The sequence below is a fragment of the Bradyrhizobium sp. SZCCHNR1043 genome (genome assembly GCF_032489675.1).
GTDB lineage: Bacteria > Pseudomonadota > Alphaproteobacteria > Rhizobiales > Xanthobacteraceae > Bradyrhizobium.
In genome coordinates this window covers 421,676-435,905 of record NZ_JAUEYN010000001.1, presented here as the reverse complement: position 1 = coordinate 435,905, position 14,230 = coordinate 421,676, and the positions used below count along the sequence as shown (strand labels likewise).

At 64.1% G+C, this 14,230-nt stretch carries 13 protein-coding genes and 1 pseudogene; 3 read left to right on the top strand and 11 right to left on the bottom strand.

Going from position 1 to position 14,230, the window contains the following annotated elements:
• Window positions 1-83 precede the first annotated feature (83 nt).
• From QX039_RS01810 to QX039_RS01800, 3 genes are all read right to left on the bottom strand, one after another.
• Window positions 84-650 carry a cytochrome b gene (locus QX039_RS01810; protein WP_315770973.1) on the bottom strand — a complete coding sequence of 189 codons (567 nt, stop codon included), beginning with the start codon at window positions 648-650 and terminating at the stop codon, window positions 84-86.
• A gap of 81 nt (window positions 651-731) precedes the next feature.
• Window positions 732-1,640, bottom strand: coding sequence for a sigma-70 family RNA polymerase sigma factor (locus tag QX039_RS01805; RefSeq protein WP_315770972.1), 909 nt, complete (start codon window positions 1,638-1,640; stop codon window positions 732-734).
• The gene (locus tag QX039_RS01800; RefSeq protein ID WP_315770970.1) at window positions 1,637-2,395 is read right to left on the bottom strand and encodes an SDR family oxidoreductase; all 759 of its coding nucleotides are present in this window, start codon (window positions 2,393-2,395) and stop codon (window positions 1,637-1,639) included. The genes QX039_RS01805 and QX039_RS01800 overlap by 4 nt, the downstream gene beginning before the upstream one ends.
• Before the next feature lie 143 nt (window positions 2,396-2,538).
• On the opposite strand from QX039_RS01800, the gene QX039_RS01795 reads away from it, so the two are divergent.
• The gene (locus tag QX039_RS01795) at window positions 2,539-3,744 is read left to right on the top strand and encodes a M20/M25/M40 family metallo-hydrolase (RefSeq protein WP_315770968.1); all 1,206 of its coding nucleotides are present in this window, start codon (window positions 2,539-2,541) and stop codon (window positions 3,742-3,744) included.
• Between the two features lie 1,053 nt (window positions 3,745-4,797).
• Entirely contained in the window at window positions 4,798-5,175 is a 378-nt protein-coding gene (locus QX039_RS01790; protein WP_315770966.1) for a hypothetical protein, read from the top strand.
• 277 nt (window positions 5,176-5,452) lie between these two features.
• Here QX039_RS01790 and QX039_RS01785 read toward each other — a convergent pair whose 3' ends face one another.
• Window positions 5,453-5,788, bottom strand: a complete 336-nt coding sequence (locus QX039_RS01785) for a hypothetical protein (RefSeq protein WP_315770964.1) — start codon at window positions 5,786-5,788, stop codon at window positions 5,453-5,455.
• Between the two features lie 717 nt (window positions 5,789-6,505).
• Between QX039_RS01785 and QX039_RS01780 the strand changes: the two genes are divergently transcribed.
• Window positions 6,506-8,728, top strand: a complete 2,223-nt coding sequence (locus QX039_RS01780; RefSeq protein WP_315770962.1) for a right-handed parallel beta-helix repeat-containing protein — start codon at window positions 6,506-6,508, stop codon at window positions 8,726-8,728.
• A gap of 327 nt (window positions 8,729-9,055) precedes the next feature.
• On the opposite strand, the gene QX039_RS01775 is transcribed toward QX039_RS01780, so the two are convergent.
• The 7 genes and pseudogenes from QX039_RS01775 to QX039_RS01745 all read right to left on the bottom strand — a co-directional run bounded on the left by QX039_RS01775 (window position 9,056) and on the right by QX039_RS01745 (window position 14,220).
• Window positions 9,056-9,307 (bottom strand): type II toxin-antitoxin system RelE/ParE family toxin, encoded by a 252-nt coding sequence (locus QX039_RS01775; protein ID WP_315770961.1) that lies wholly within the window; start codon window positions 9,305-9,307, stop codon window positions 9,056-9,058.
• 24 nt (window positions 9,308-9,331) lie between these two features.
• Window positions 9,332-9,586: a type II toxin-antitoxin system ParD family antitoxin gene (locus QX039_RS01770; RefSeq protein WP_315770959.1), complete on the bottom strand. Its 255-nt coding sequence runs from the start codon at window positions 9,584-9,586 to the stop codon at window positions 9,332-9,334.
• 230 nt (window positions 9,587-9,816) lie between these two features.
• Window positions 9,817-10,272 carry an RbsD/FucU family protein gene (locus QX039_RS01765; RefSeq protein ID WP_315770957.1) on the bottom strand — a complete coding sequence of 152 codons (456 nt, stop codon included), beginning with the start codon at window positions 10,270-10,272 and terminating at the stop codon, window positions 9,817-9,819.
• A 159-nt stretch (window positions 10,273-10,431) separates the two neighbouring features.
• A pseudogene (locus QX039_RS01760) lies at window positions 10,432-10,680 on the bottom strand (PIN domain-containing protein); the annotation flags it as partial.
• Between the two features lie 177 nt (window positions 10,681-10,857).
• Entirely contained in the window at window positions 10,858-11,214 is a 357-nt protein-coding gene (locus QX039_RS01755; protein WP_315739267.1) for a hypothetical protein, read from the bottom strand.
• 964 nt (window positions 11,215-12,178) lie between these two features.
• On the bottom strand, window positions 12,179-13,120 hold the full coding sequence (locus tag QX039_RS01750; protein WP_315739266.1) for an ABC transporter substrate-binding protein: 942 nt from the start codon (window positions 13,118-13,120) through the stop codon (window positions 12,179-12,181).
• On the bottom strand, window positions 13,117-14,220 hold the full coding sequence (locus tag QX039_RS01745; protein WP_315739265.1) for an LLM class flavin-dependent oxidoreductase: 1,104 nt from the start codon (window positions 14,218-14,220) through the stop codon (window positions 13,117-13,119). Before QX039_RS01745 ends, QX039_RS01750 begins: the two co-directional genes overlap by 4 nt.
• Window positions 14,221-14,230 lie beyond the last annotated feature (10 nt).

The window sequence follows — 14,230 nt, the reverse complement described above, 5'->3', positions numbered from 1 at the left end:
TGATCGATCGGATCGCGACCGTTCGGTCACGGCGCCTGAAGCGACGGCGCAATCCGTCATTCCCGACAGGCCTGTCGCCTCCCCTAGTCGTCCGAATGAGGCAGCATGCGCAGGAGCGTCCGATCCCGGAAGATCCAGTGATGGATCAGCGCGGCGGCCGCATGCATCGCGGCCACGATGACGAGGGCGTGGGCGAGAATTTCGTGCACTTCCTTGACGTTGTGAGCAAAAGCGCGGTCCTTAGGCCAGGGCGACGCGATCTCGGCGATGCCAAACAGCGGCAAGGCATCACCGCGTGCGAACTGCAACACGATTCCAACGACAGGCACGGCAAGGAGCAGCGCATAGAGGGCGTAGTGCGCGAAACGCGCGGCCGGATCCTGCCACTTTCCCATCCATGTGGCGAATTCGGTCGTCTCGGGCGGCGGAGATGGATCGGCCAGCCGCCAGGCCAGGCGCGCGGCCAGAAGCGCGAGGATCGCGATCCCAGCCGTCACGTGGATGAACAGGCCGGATTCGCGCGGTGCGCCCTTGGGCAGCACGTCACCGAAGACACCAAGCGCCCAGGCGACGGCCACGAGCACGACCGTCAGCCAATGCAACGTCTGCGGAATTGCGCCGTAGCTTCGCGTCGAGTTGAAGAGCTGCATCTCGGACCTCTCTCGTCAGAATATGGTCCTGACGCGACCGTCCCTCGTTGACGTGGATCAAGCCCTTGCCGGCCTGGGTGCTCAAACTGGTGGGATGAGTGCCAGCTCTGCATCGGCGATGACATAGCGGACGTAGCGGTAGTCGCGGATGAAGCTGATCTTGCCGTCGCGCCAGCTCAGCCACATGAAGTAGCTGGGCTGCGGATCGCCATGGCGTTCGAACACGGCGATCACTTCCCGGCCCTCGAGCCAGGCGGGCGCCAGCCAGACGCCGTCCATCCCGGAGTAGATGCTGAAGAACATCCCGACATCGGCCGGGCCGACACGGATGGGATGAGTGGACTGGTGCAGTTTGACGTCGTGCGCCAGCAGCGCGCGCAGGCCGTCCCAATCACGCCGGTTGAACAGGCTCGCATAGCGCGCCACCGCATCGGACGCCGGTCTCGCCGCCGGCCGCGCCTCGGCCACGGCGTTGATCTCGGAGAGCCGCGCGCGGGCGCGGGCGAGATGCGCCTTCACCGAGTCCAACGTCAGGCCGAGCAACGCCGCGATGTCGGCGAGCGGCTCGTCGAGCACGTCCTTGAGGATGAGCACGCTCCGCTGAGGGATCGGAAGCTCCGTGAAGCGCGACACCGCCGTCCTGATCGCCTCGTCGCGCATCATCACCTCCACGGCATCCGGTGCGGCGTCATCGGCGACGTCGTCAGCGGCCTCGATCGGTTCGACCGCCCGGATCGCACGGCTGCGCAGCAGGTCCAGCGCCCGGTTATGCGCGACCCGGAACAGCCAGGCGCGAAGCATCGCGAGGTCCCGCATCTCGCCCACGGCGACGAGCGCCTTCGTCAGGGTGTCCTGCACGACGTCCTCGCCGTCGATCACCGACCCCATCAGCCGCGCGCAATAGCGATGCAGCTCGGGCCGCAACTTCTCTGCAAGGGCCATGAGCTCGGCCCTGCGCGCGTCTTGCTGATCCTGTGGTCCGTCACTCAAGCTGCCGCTCCTTCCATCACCGTCACACCGTCGTCGCCATTCAGACCGAACACGACACCATCGGCGAATCGCGGGTCCTCCAGCACGGAGACGACGCGATCGCCGAACGCGCGCGGCGGCATCGGCGCGCCGAAACGGGCGACGAACGCTTCCGGCGTGATGCCCATGGACCCGGCATAAGCGCCCGCGGCCGTATCCCCCACTCCCGTGCCGAGGATCATCATGCGCGGCACGATCGCCTGGAAGCGGATGCCGAGTCTGTCGTCCTGCGACACGCCGTTGGCATATTTCGCCATGAACCAGAGCATGCGCTTGGCGCCGCCGTAGCCGCCTGACATCTGTGAACCACCCACCGCCGCGCCGCTCGATCCAACCAGCACGCGGCTTCCTGGCTTGAGCGGGAGCTTGAGCGCCGCCTGGATCCAGTACAAGCCCGCCTTGACGTCCGTTTCCCAGGCAGCCGAGAAATCCCTCCAGGTCAGCCGATCCAGCCGGCCCATGAGCGGCGTTGTGCCGGCGTTCAAGATCAGGATGTCGGGGCTGATATCGCCGACGATGCGATGCGCAGCGGCCTCGTCGGTGACGTCGGCCGCGATCGTGGCCACGCCCAGACGTGCAGCGATCGCGTTCAGCGCCTCGGCTCCGCGCGCCACCACGGTCACCTCGGCGCCGCGATCGACGAGAGCCTCCACGACTCCCAGGCCGAGACCGCGGCTCCCACCGGTAACGACGATCGTCTTGTCTTTCAGGCTCATGATGATGCTCCAATGTCGAGATGACATGAAGACGATCGAGGCATCGGAAAAGAGTCAGGCGGCGAAACCAATGCGAGCCCCCTTGCGCAACCGGCCGCCCGGCTGGATGCTCCGGGCACATCGTTCACCATGGGAATCGCTTCATGTCCGTCGACACCGCCGCCGCCACCGATCGCCTGATGCGTTTTCTGGCCGTCCAGGGCGTGACCGGACAGGAGAAGGCGATCGGGCGCGAGATCATGGCGGCGCTGAAGCAGGCCGGCGTGCCGGCCAAGGCGATGCGGCTCGACGATGCCAATACGCGCATTCCGCTGCCGACCGAGACCGGCAACCTGATTGTCGAGCTGCCCGGCCGCGGCAGCCAGCACAATCAGCCGCGGATCATGTTCATGACCCATATGGACACGGTGCCGCTGTGCGCCGGCGCGCAGCCGAAGATCTCCGGTCGCAAGATCGTCAACCAGGCCAAGACCGCGCTCGGCGGCGACAATCGCTGCGGGTGCGGCATTCTCGTCACGCTCGCGGCCGAGCTGATCCGGCAGAAGCTCGATCATCCGCCGATCACGCTGCTGTTCTGCGTGCGCGAGGAGAGCGGGCTCTACGGCGCGCGGCACGTCAACACCGACGACCTCGGCGCGCCCGAGATGGCGTTCAATTTCGACGGCAGCTCCGCCTCCGCCGTCACGATCGGCGCTGTCGGCGCCGACCGCTGGGAGGTCGAGATCTTCGGCCGCGCCTCGCATGCCGGCGTCGCGCCGGAACGCGGCATCAGCGCCACCATGATCCTGGCGCTCGCGCTCGCCGAGGTCAAAGCCGGCGGCTGGTTCGGCAAGGTGGTGAAGGGCAAGGGCAAGGACGCGAGGCTTGGCACCAGCAATGTCGGTCCGGTCACCGGCGGCGAAGGCCGCCCCGCGGGCGACGCCACCAACGTCGTCACCGACTACGTCCATGTCCGCGGCGAATGTCGCAGCCACGATGCCAAATTCATCCGTGAGATCACCAAGGCCTACAGGACCGCTTTCGAGACCGCCGCCAAGCGCGTCACCAACAGCGACGGCAAATCCGGCCGCGTCAAGTTCAAGGCCGAGACCGACTATCATCCGTTCCGGATGAAGGAGACCCTTCCCGTCGTCAAGCGCGCCACAGCTGCCGTCTCCGACATCGGCGCCACGCCGACCCTGCGCGCCGGCAATGGCGGCCTCGACGCCAACTGGATGGTCCGCCACGGCATCCCCACCGTGACCTTCGGCACCGGCCAGAACGAGCCGCACACGATCGACGAATGGATCAACCTGGACGAATACGACCGGGCGTGTGCGCTGGCGGTGCGGCTGGCGACGACGGGGTGAGACGACGCCGTCCGGACACGCAGGCGGAATGGCTGCAACCTCCCTGCTCCCGCGCAACGTCGCGATGACGGGCTCGCCTGCAAACGCGCATGTTCCGAACAGGTCGGACAGCGAGGCCATGACGTCGCGCTCCCGCGGCGGACTGCACCCGGGCTTTGCGTCCTTTGGTCCTCTTCTCCTCGAAGAAGAGGCGCAGGGAAGACCGGGTATCGGCTGATACCCGCGGTCCGCGTGCAACAGAAAGCACGCGGCAGAACCACAGGTTCAGCCCAATATCCGGCCTTCCCTGCGCGACGGTTTGAACGGGTTATAGGCGCTCTCCCCGGGGATCGGCTGTCTTGCCCCCGTCGCCGGCGGATCATCATCACCGCCGACTTGGCATCAGCACCGCGATGCCAGGACCACACCATTTCGCCGTCGCATCGCTCCGTTCGTCGGCGCGGGCTTTAACACCCGGCTGCAGAGCAACGCGCCCATCGCATCTTCCGGCTCGACGCTCGTGACGATCGCGAAACGTCCCTCTTCAGCGAGCCGGGATGCGCGGAAATGTGGAGGTGATTTGCCCGACGTGGCAAGTGATGAGTCCGCGACAAACTGGCTCGACGGGCAGTTGGCGCATGCGCGCCATGCAGAGATTGCCCGTCGTGCAACTCGGGATGGCGTGAGCTCATCGGGTCATAGCGGCCAGCATCATCGACGCCCTTCAAACGTCTTCAGTTGTTGGAATGCACCGTCACGGTGATGAGTTGGCTCCGGGCTGCCGGGTCGGCAAAGCACGAGCCATTCCCCTCCTCCGCGTGCCCAGCGGCACCGGTCCGATCGCATGGAAGTTCGGGCTGGGCCGGAACTCCGAAGCGCAGCAGCGGTTCTAGTGTGGTGGACCTGACATTCGCTTTGGACTGTCGCCAGCTCCTCGAGCGAGGTCGGATCAAGAACCGCAATCGATCATCCGTTTGCCGGCCTTGTTCGGCTCTGACATTCGTCAACCGTTCTTGGCAGAGCCGGACACCGGAGACATCCGCCGATCACGGCGCACTTCACTGGAGGCCTGATATGTCGACCAAAACAGCTCTGCTCGGCCGCACGGCCGCAATTGCTTCATTGACTGCACTCGCGATCGGCGCCCTGGCCCCGACCAGTGCCGACGCGCGAAATGGGCGCTGGCACGGCGGCGGCGGCGCTGCGGTCGGCGCGGCGCTTGCGGCGGGTGCCATCGGCACCGGTCTTGCGATCGCCGCGAGCCGCGACGCCTATGATTACTATGATGGTCCGGTCTACGGCGGCCCGGCGTATTACGAGGCGCCCGCCTACTACGGAGTGAACCCCCACGCCTATGGCTATTACCGCAAAGGCGAATACCCCTATCAGATCTATGGTGGTGACAGCCCGAACGCGGTTTGCGCGCAAGGAACGACCTGGAATTGCCGCTGAGCCGCTTCTGATTGAAACCGCGGCGTGGCACCGGGCGAGGTCTCGCGGCGCTCGCCCGGCGCTGGACTCCCTTCTCTGCCCCCGTGACCAGTCCCGTAGCCCGCCATGAGCGCAGCGACATGCGGGACAGGTCTCTCCCCGGCGTCGCTTCCCCGAAGCCCGTTGAGCCTCGTCACGTTGAGCCGGCGAAGTCAGTTTCGCGCGCTGTCACCCCCCGCAAACGGATCGATCGAAGGGCGACACCCAGCGGCGCGAGCGACCGAAGCTGCCATCCGCTTCAGCGCGCGTCACCCACCAGGCGAAGATCGATCCTGCCGATCAGGTCGGCGCGAAACGTCTCGGCGGCGGCCATTGCCGCCATGGTCTGTCGCAGTGTGCTGACGTTCGATCCGAGCGACACGATGCCGCCCAGCACCGCGGCAATCGCCCCGAGGGCGACGACCGCATTGGATCCCAGCAGGCCCAGCACCGCGCCGAGCAGCAATCCTGCGCCGACATAGATCACGACCCTCGAGGCTAGGATGATCTTGCGACACCGCTCGGCCATCTCGGCAAGCTCCTCGATCTGCGCCTCGATCCGGGAGATTTGATCGCTCAGGTCGTCCTCGTTCATCAGACCAGCTGTTCTCCATGGTGTTTGCTTTGAGCACTATTCCCTCTCCGCCAGCCAACGTACGGCCAATGACTGGACAATCCAAGAGATGGTTTGCAGCCGTGAGGCATCGACCTTGGTCAGCGAGATAGTCAAGTGCACTGTCAGCGCAATCCCGCAATCGCTGGCGCGAACGCACCGAGAGCGAGCTGGTCATCCTTCATCGAACAGACGACGAATATCGGCCATCGAACGAAACAACTTCATCGGATGGCCCAGCACGATTTAGTGCACTGTCACCCGCAATCTCGGCAATCTCGCCGCGCCGCATTTCTGCTACGATCTACCCTGAGTCGAGCGGAGGACACGCACATCGTGGCTTTGACCATCATTTGCGTAAGCGGACCTGCTAACAGTCCGGCGATGTTCTCGGCATTTTTGAGATGCCTTACCGCGGATATTTGGCGACAGCGTACCGCCTCATATTCACCACAACGAGAACCGTTCGCTGCTGATGGCAACGCAGGCTGGCGAGCCAACCCATAGAGGTCGGAAAGAGCCAAATCGCAGCGAAGGCCCCGAACTCGCGCCGGATTGACTCAGATCAACACAAACGATTGACGTCGAGAGCATACTGTACATTAGAACTGCGCTCTGCTCGATAGAGACCCCCTGCTCGCTGGAACGCCTACGGAGCCAGCCGACGCGCCGCGGATCAATTCCCGATTAGGAATGAAGATGAAGCACCTTTTCACGGCACTTTTTGCGGCTGCAATCGTCACCTTAGCTTCGGGCGTCTCGCAAGCCGATTCCGGAAAAACTTGGTACGTGAATCAGGCAAGTAAGAGTGCGGGGGACGGGCACGCCTGGAATGCCGCGTTCCAATCCCTGCAGGATGCACTATCAGCGGCCTCTAAGAACGACGAAATCTGGGTGGCGCGTGGCACGTATTATCCCGATGCGACCGATCAGACCAAGTCATTTGTCCTCAAGGAGGACATCGCCGTCTATGGGGGCTTCTCAGGCAACGAAACGGCGCGGCAGCAAAGGGATTTTCGAAGGAATGTAACCATACTCAGCGGCAATATCGGCAAGGGCGACAAGACGAAAAACACAAAGACCATTATTATGGGCGCTAACCGAGCCATTCTGGATGGCTTCACGGTCTCGGATTCTTACGGGACGGACAAGCCCCGCATGCATCTCGTGCCGGCCGACATTCTCAAGAACGACATGGTCGTTGGCGGCGGCATGAGAAACTTCATGACCAGCCCCATTGTGCGCAACGTCGTCTTCAAGAACAACTACTCGCCCAAGGGCGGCGCCGTTTACAATGTGCACAAGGCGGGCGCGGACCAGGCCGCCTTCATCAATGTCGATTTCATCGACAATGTCGCCGAGCTGCGCGGCGGCGGCGTAAGCAACGATCTCGGCGCTATGCCGCGCTTCATCAACTGCCGCTTCATCGGCAACCGCAGCAACGACAAAGGCGGTGGCCTTTACAACGACTTTGCCGCGTCGCCGCTTGTCTTCAACACGCTGTTCACAGGCAACTCGGCCGTGAGCGCCGGCGGCGTCGGCAACGACGGCGGCTCGGCACCACTGCTCGTCAACGTGACAATCGTGGGCAACAAGGCCAGCAGCGCGTTGGGCCCGGACCTTTATCAGGGGACAGGTGCGAACAGCAATCCGATCCTCATCCGCAGCGTTGTCGGTAAGGTCTATAATTGGCATGAGGACATTGTGTCGGAGGTCGGCTCGCTCGCTCCTGCGGGAAGCACGCTGCCGCTGGCCGACTTCATCCCCATCAGCAACCTCAAGGGGGAGTTGGAACCCGTTGCCCTTAAATCCGCGCCCGCTTATGCGCGCGGTTACCAGCCCGGCTTGGACGGCGCGCTCCTGCTGAAGAACGGCTTGGTCGAGAAACTCGTCCAGATTTACGTGAAGAACAGCGGCGCGGTCGAATATCAGGGCGAGTACATCCGGCCAGCGGTCAGCGCCAAGGCCGTATCCGCGCCGGTCATCTATGTCGTTCCGGACAACCCGGCCAAGGCACAGGACGGACTTTCCTGGGCAACCGGGTTCTCCGACTTACAGGCGGCCATCGACCTCGCCTCGGCCTCGAAGGCGGCGGTTTGGATCAAGGCCGGCACGTACAGGCCTGCCAAGAAGGACGGCCGTATCGCGGCCTTCATTCTCTACGACGGCGTGAAGCTGTACGGCGGGTTTGCCGGCACTGAAACTGCCTTAGAGCAGCGTCGCGCCGCCGGCGCGCGGACAATTCTGAGCGCGAGGGCCGCCAAAGGCGGCTATCGATATGCGCACGTCCTCTATGGCGCCGATGACGCGCTGCTCGACGGATTGATGCTGCGTGACGGTCGCGCGGTCGGCCGGACTTACAACGGCAAGGGCGGCGGGTTGCTTGCCTATCATGCCGGCAAGAAATTTCTGCCGCGCGAGGCCGCGATCGGATTCAAGATGACGCTGCACAATTGCCGCTTCGAGCACAACGAAGCACTCGAAGGCGGAGCGATTTATGCCTACGGCAAGGCCAATCTCACGATCTCCGATACCGTCTTTGAAGGCAATCGGGCCGTCTATGGCGGCGCCAACGTCAACCGCGAGGGCGTCGTCGTCACATGTCAGAAGTGCTCGTTCACCGGCAATCGGGCATCGCAGGATGGCGGCGCAACCTACGAGGATTACGGCTCGCATGTGAGCTATGAGCAAGCCCGGTTTACGGCCAATAGCGCGCGCCATCAGGGCGGCGCCATCTATGAGATCAGCCGGGCCTCGCAATTGGAAGCGACAGTCGTCGGCGTCAGCAAGTCGGCATTCGTCAAGAACAAGGCGCGCGACGGCGCCAGCATCTATAATCTCGATGGTAGTACGCTGACGATCACGAACTCGACCTATCCGGCCAAGACGGTCTACAGCCGGACGCCATCCGAGAGCAAATAGAGGCGGCAACGCCGCGCCACTGAAGCCACTCACCCTGAGATGAAGCAAGACGACGACGGCGACTGCGATGGCGCGCAGACCGTCAATATCTGCTCGATACTCGCCAGTGCCCTTCTACGGCCATATCAACATCGATCGAAAAGCCGACACCACATCGCTGGCTGAGCCTTCAGGCGGCGGCTATGTTTGGCCCATCGCCCAGACGTCATGGGGCCGGCCGCGGCCGGATGATGGGTGATGCAGGACTCGAACCCGCAAAGCCATGAGGGCGGATTTGCCGTCGGTCGGACGTCGTCGCCGTCGATGACGCGGATGATTTCAACGGAGTCAACCGGACCTTCGTCCGTGTCGGGGACGGTTCGGTAAAGCAGCAGGTAAGGCGCCTCGACCAGCATACGCATGGACGGGCGGATCGGAACGGCGGGCGCCCATCCGCGGTTGCGATCTCAGCAGTTCGAATTTCGCTTCGATTCGGTCGAGATGACGCTCAGCGGCGGCTGGCTGATCGACCCCGATCAGCAGGTAGATGTCGAGCAGATCGGACCAGGCCTGGTTGGACCAGACCAGCTCAATCGGCATTGTGGGAGGCTTGCTTCGCTCCCTTCAGCCGTCGCGGGCGTCCGTGCGCAGCTGCTTCATATCGACCTTGGCAGCAGATCCGCTGGCGATGCCTTCGTCCCAGGCCTGCCGCAGGCGCCTGACGTCCTCCCGGCACAGCTCACGCTTCAGCTGCCAGTCGCGCACCGCCTCGCGGACGATCTCGCTGGTGGTGGCATATTCGCCCGACTCGACCGCTGTCTTGAGGGCTGAGACCTGCTCGCTCGTCAGCGCAACGCTGAGTTTTTCGACAGATGCCATCGGATGCTCCAAGACCGGGGAGCATAAATTGCCACCATTTGCTACCGCAAGCCAACAGCTCCCGCCTCCGTGACCGGTCCGTAGCCCGCCACGAGCGTAGCGACATGCGGGGCCGGCCTCGCCCCGGGGCCGCTCCCGCCGACGACCGTTAGGCATCGGCGGGCGCTCGCCCTGGCTACGCGACGAGAACACGACGCGCATCACCCATGTGAGCGCGGCCAGGAGTATGCTCACTGCGCGTCCGGCGCGATCACGCCCTTGCTGAACAGGAAGCAACCGTAGAACCGGCGCTCGCCGGTCGCGATCACGCAATAGGCGGTCTTGGCTTTTTCATAGAACGCGTGCCGCTCGACGCCGACCAGCGGCCAGGACCTGCCTTCGGCGCGGTCGATCACAGCCTGAACCTCCTGCTGCACCGGCGGCACCACCTCGGGCTCGCCGACGACCTCCATCCTGACCGCGGCATCGTCGACGAAGGTGTCAAGCGGCAGCACCGACAGCACCGCCTGGACGGCCCGGGCCGCGCTGACATTGTCGATGCGCAAGAGCTCGCCGAACACCGTCTGCCGCGCGATCGCATCGGCCGGAAAATTGCTGTCGCAGATCACGAGACGGTCGCCATGCCCCATCGCCCTGACAGCATAGAGCACGTCGGCATTGAGCAGCGGATCGATCCCCTTGAGCATGGTTTACTCCCTGCGTCTTCTTTTTCATTGCTATCGTAGGATAGGTCGGGCGCCGGCGAAACCATCCTCTCACGTCAATTAAGCTGATTGGCTGAGCTGATTGGCATCGCGCGCGGTCGAATCCGCGCCACTTGCCGATCAGAACCCGGACCGCGCCGTTCACGGCAAGTCCGCAAATGGATCCAGCACGGGGACATCCAGCGGCTCGAAATGTCTGAGGTTGCGCGACAGGATCGTCAATTGATGCCGGCGCGCGGTCGCTGCGATGATGATGTCGGCGAAGCCCGGCGCCTGTCCAGGCCCCCTCGCCCGATCCGACAATCGGCCCGCGATCCGCGCTGCCCGCATGTCGAACGACAGAATGCGCTCACCGTACAGATGCATGACCGTCTCGAGCCACTCGGTGAGATCAGCACTCTTGCGCGTTGCTTATATATAGCAGCCCGGGCTGCGCACGGCAAGGCGATACAGCCTACCTGAACCCGCTTTGCTCGACAGGTCGCGTTGATCCGGTGCAGTCAGTTCGCGCACCGTCACCGCCCCCCGCAAACGGATCGCTCGGAGTGCAACACCCAGCGGCGCGAGTCACCGAGGCTGCAATCCGCTTCGGCGCGCGTCACCAACCAGACGAAGATCGATCCTGCCGATCAGGTCGGCGCGAAACGTCTCGGCGGCGGCCATTGCCGCCATGGTCTGTCGCAATGTGCTGACGTTCGATCCGAGCGACACGATGCCGCCCAGCACCGCAGCAATCGCCCCGAGGGCGACGACCGCATTGGATCCCAGCAGGCCCAGCACCGCGCCGAGCAGCAATCCTGCACCGACATAGATCACGACCCTCGAGGCCAGGATGATCTTTCGACACCGCTCGGCCATCTCGGCAAGCTCTTCGATCCGCGCCTCGATCCGGGAGATTTGATCGCTCGGGTCGTCTTCATCCATCAGACCAACTGTTCTCCATGGTGTTTGCTTTGGGCATTATTCCGTCACCGCCCACCAACGTACGGCCAATGACTGGACAATCCAAGAGATGGTTTGCAGCCGTGAGGCATCGACCTTGGTCAGCGGGACAGATCAAATAGCTCGCTCGAGCGCATCGCCGATGAAGCCGCGATTTCCCCTCGACGGAAGGCCCGATTGCCATGAATAGAAGACCGCGGGCGGCTGGATGTTCGGCGTCGTCATCCGTCCGGTGCTGGAGCGCCTCGTCGTCACACACTGAAGCCATGAAGCCCAATCAGAGAGGTCAACGACGCCCAATTCACAACCCACCTACTAGAAGGTATTAATACCTCAGATCGCGATGCGACCTTATATATTAGGTTCGCTCACAGGAACCTGCGGTACTCATAGGCACTCGCGCGTCATCGCCGGCGAATGCGGTGATCCGGTACGCTGCGGCTTCTCGCTCAATCACAGCAACCTCTGGGACACTTGAACGCCCAGACAAGCCGGGCGCGCCGAGCGCCCTTCATCATCCATCGCCTGCTATCGCCAGGACGGCGATGGAAAATCGCCAGACGATGGTCAGCCTCATGTCCTGATCGGTTGGCAGCGCAACTGAGATTCGCGCCGCAACTACGTCTCGGCGATCCTGAAGCACACTTGCAAGCAAGACGCCCGCCAGTCAAACGCAGCGAAGAGGCTGAGAGGGGAGGCACATTCGAGGATCGGAGCGGGCTCCTTTTCTCCCGGGTTCGCGGAGGCGCCGCGATCGTGCCGCGTGACGTGGCGTAGCTGGTGTGGCACCAAGTTCACCGGCGCGGGCCGGGACGGTTACGGGAAGGTCAGCCTGATAGCGTGGAGGCTGACGGTGGGATCACCGCTGAAGGGTGCTATGGTTTTCAGCGGCCGACGCCGCCGAGAGTCACGTGTGTTCGGTGAGATCACGTGACGCGCTGACAGCTCAAAGCCCCGCCCCCTTCGCGATCGCCGCAGTGAACGAACGGTCGAGGATGCCGGCCGCGTCGAGCCGCTCCTTGATCAGGCCGGTGCGCCTGTAGAGGTCGATCGTCTTCTGCTCGTCGGCGACGACGGCATCGTCGACCGGCACGATGCGCACCTTCGCACGCTTGAGCCAGTTCAGTGGTACGGAGGACGGAATGTTCATCAGCCGGCCCCAGGTCTCGGCATAGCTCTCGACATTGCCGAGCGACCACGCACGCGCCGCCGCAAGCCGTTGGACGAAGTCCTCGAGCGCCGCGCGCTTGTCCCTGATGGCGGTGGGGGTCGCGACCTGGAAGCTCAGGCCGGGCGTCAGTCCTTCGCCGGTGATGATGCGGCGCGACTTGAACAGCACCTCCTCCTGGCTCACATACGGCTCCCAGGTCGACCACGCATCGACCGAGCCCTGCGTATAGGCGACCTTGGCATCGGAGGGCGGCAGGAACACGAGCTGGATGTCGCTGGTGGTCCAGCCGCGTGACTCCAGTGCCGCCAGCACCAGTTGATGTCCGATCGAGCCGCGGCCGGTTGCGATCTTCTTGCCCTTGAGGTCGTCGAAGCTCTTGATGGCCGAGCTTTCGGGCACAAGCATCGCAAGACCCTCCTGGGTCTGGCGAATGGCGGCGATCGCCTTGACCGGCACGCCCGAGGCGGCAGCGAAGGTAAAGGGCGCGTCGCCGACGAGCCCGGTCTCGATGGCGCCCGCGCTCAGCGCTTCCAGCAAGGGCGCAGCGGCGACGAACTCCTTCCACTCGATGCTGTAGGGCACGTCCTTGAGCACGCCCGCTGCCTCCATGACGGCGCGCGCATTACCCTTCTGGTCGCCGACGCGCAGGGTCGCCTGCGCGAAGGCGGAAGCCGTGAACGCGAGCAGAACACCCGCGGCAAGCAGAACGCGCTTCATTCCGCGGCCACTCCCTTCGCGCCCTGCCGCCGCGCGATCAGCTCGCGCGTCGCGGGGATCAGCTCGCGGCCGTACTCGATGGCATCGATCAGCGGATCGAAGCCACGGATCAGGAAATGGCTGATGCCGAGATCGTAGTAATCGCCGAATACGTCGGCGACCTGCTCCGGCGTGCCGACCAGCGCGGTGGTGTTGCTGTTGGCGCCGGTAAGCTTGGCAATCTCGGTCCACAGCCGCTTGTCGACCCGCTTGCCCTGCTCGGCGATCGCCAGCAGCCGCTTGGCGCCATCCGTGGCATGTCCGTCGGCCGGCTTGCGGTAGCCGGTCTGATCCTGCAGCGCGGTGGCGCGCTCCAAAATCTCCTGCGCCTTGGCCCAGGCCTTCTCCTCGGTCTCGGCGAGGATCGGCCGAACCGACAGCGAGAAGCGCGGCGCCGGCCGGCCGTGCCTGGCGGCGGCCGCGCTGACGCGGGCGACCTGCTCACGCACCTGCGCATAGGACTCGCCCCACAGCGCATAGGTGTCGGCGTGACGGCCCGCAACATCGATCGCGGCATCGGAGGCGCCGCCGAAATAGATCCGGATGCCCTCTTTCCGATACGGCTTCACCTGCGCGAATGCATTCTCGACCTGATAGTGCTTGCCGGCATAGCTGAACGGCTTCTCGCTGGTCCACTCGGCGCGGACGATGTCGAGGAACTCAGCTGTCCGCGCATAGCGCGCCTCCTTGTCGTCGAGCGTGTTGCCGTCCTGTCGCAACTCGGTTGAATTGCCGCCGGTGATCACATGCAGCGCAACGCGGCCCCTGGAGAACTGGTCGAGCACCGCGAACTGCCGCGCCAGCAGGGTCGGTGACGTGAACCCCGGTCGCTGCGCGATCAGCACGTTGAGCCTCGAGGTGACGCCGAGCACATGCTGGGCGACCTGCAGGCTGTCCGGCGAGGTCGAGTGGAACGCGAGCAGCGCGCGGTCGAAGCCGGCATTCTCATGCGCCTTCGCCACCGTCTCGATGTGGACGGGGTCGAGCACCGGTCCCTTGCGGACGATGGTCTCGGACGAGTTGTTGTTGGAAATGAAGCCGATGAATTCGATCTCGGACATGTGTCCTCTC

Coding starts and splice junctions, on each gene's coding strand:
- QX039_RS01810 (WP_315770973.1), bottom strand. CDS start 650: ATGCAGCTCTTCAACTCGACGCGAAGCTACGGCGCAATTCCGCAGACG.
- QX039_RS01800 (WP_315770970.1), bottom strand. CDS start 2,395: ATGAGCCTGAAAGACAAGACGATCGTCGTTACCGGTGGGAGCCGCGGT.
- QX039_RS01795 (WP_315770968.1), top strand. CDS start 2,539: ATGTCCGTCGACACCGCCGCCGCCACCGATCGCCTGATGCGTTTTCTG.
- QX039_RS01790 (WP_315770966.1), top strand. CDS start 4,798: ATGTCGACCAAAACAGCTCTGCTCGGCCGCACGGCCGCAATTGCTTCA.
- QX039_RS01785 (WP_315770964.1), bottom strand. CDS start 5,788: ATGAACGAGGACGACCTGAGCGATCAAATCTCCCGGATCGAGGCGCAG.
- QX039_RS01780 (WP_315770962.1), top strand. CDS start 6,506: ATGAAGCACCTTTTCACGGCACTTTTTGCGGCTGCAATCGTCACCTTA.
- QX039_RS01775 (WP_315770961.1), bottom strand. CDS start 9,307: ATGCCGATTGAGCTGGTCTGGTCCAACCAGGCCTGGTCCGATCTGCTC.
- QX039_RS01770 (WP_315770959.1), bottom strand. CDS start 9,586: ATGGCATCTGTCGAAAAACTCAGCGTTGCGCTGACGAGCGAGCAGGTC.
- QX039_RS01765 (WP_315770957.1), bottom strand. CDS start 10,272: ATGCTCAAGGGGATCGATCCGCTGCTCAATGCCGACGTGCTCTATGCT.
- QX039_RS01755 (WP_315739267.1), bottom strand. CDS start 11,214: ATGGATGAAGACGACCCGAGCGATCAAATCTCCCGGATCGAGGCGCGG.
- QX039_RS01750 (WP_315739266.1), bottom strand. CDS start 13,120: ATGAAGCGCGTTCTGCTTGCCGCGGGTGTTCTGCTCGCGTTCACGGCT.
- QX039_RS01745 (WP_315739265.1), bottom strand. CDS start 14,220: ATGTCCGAGATCGAATTCATCGGCTTCATTTCCAACAACAACTCGTCC.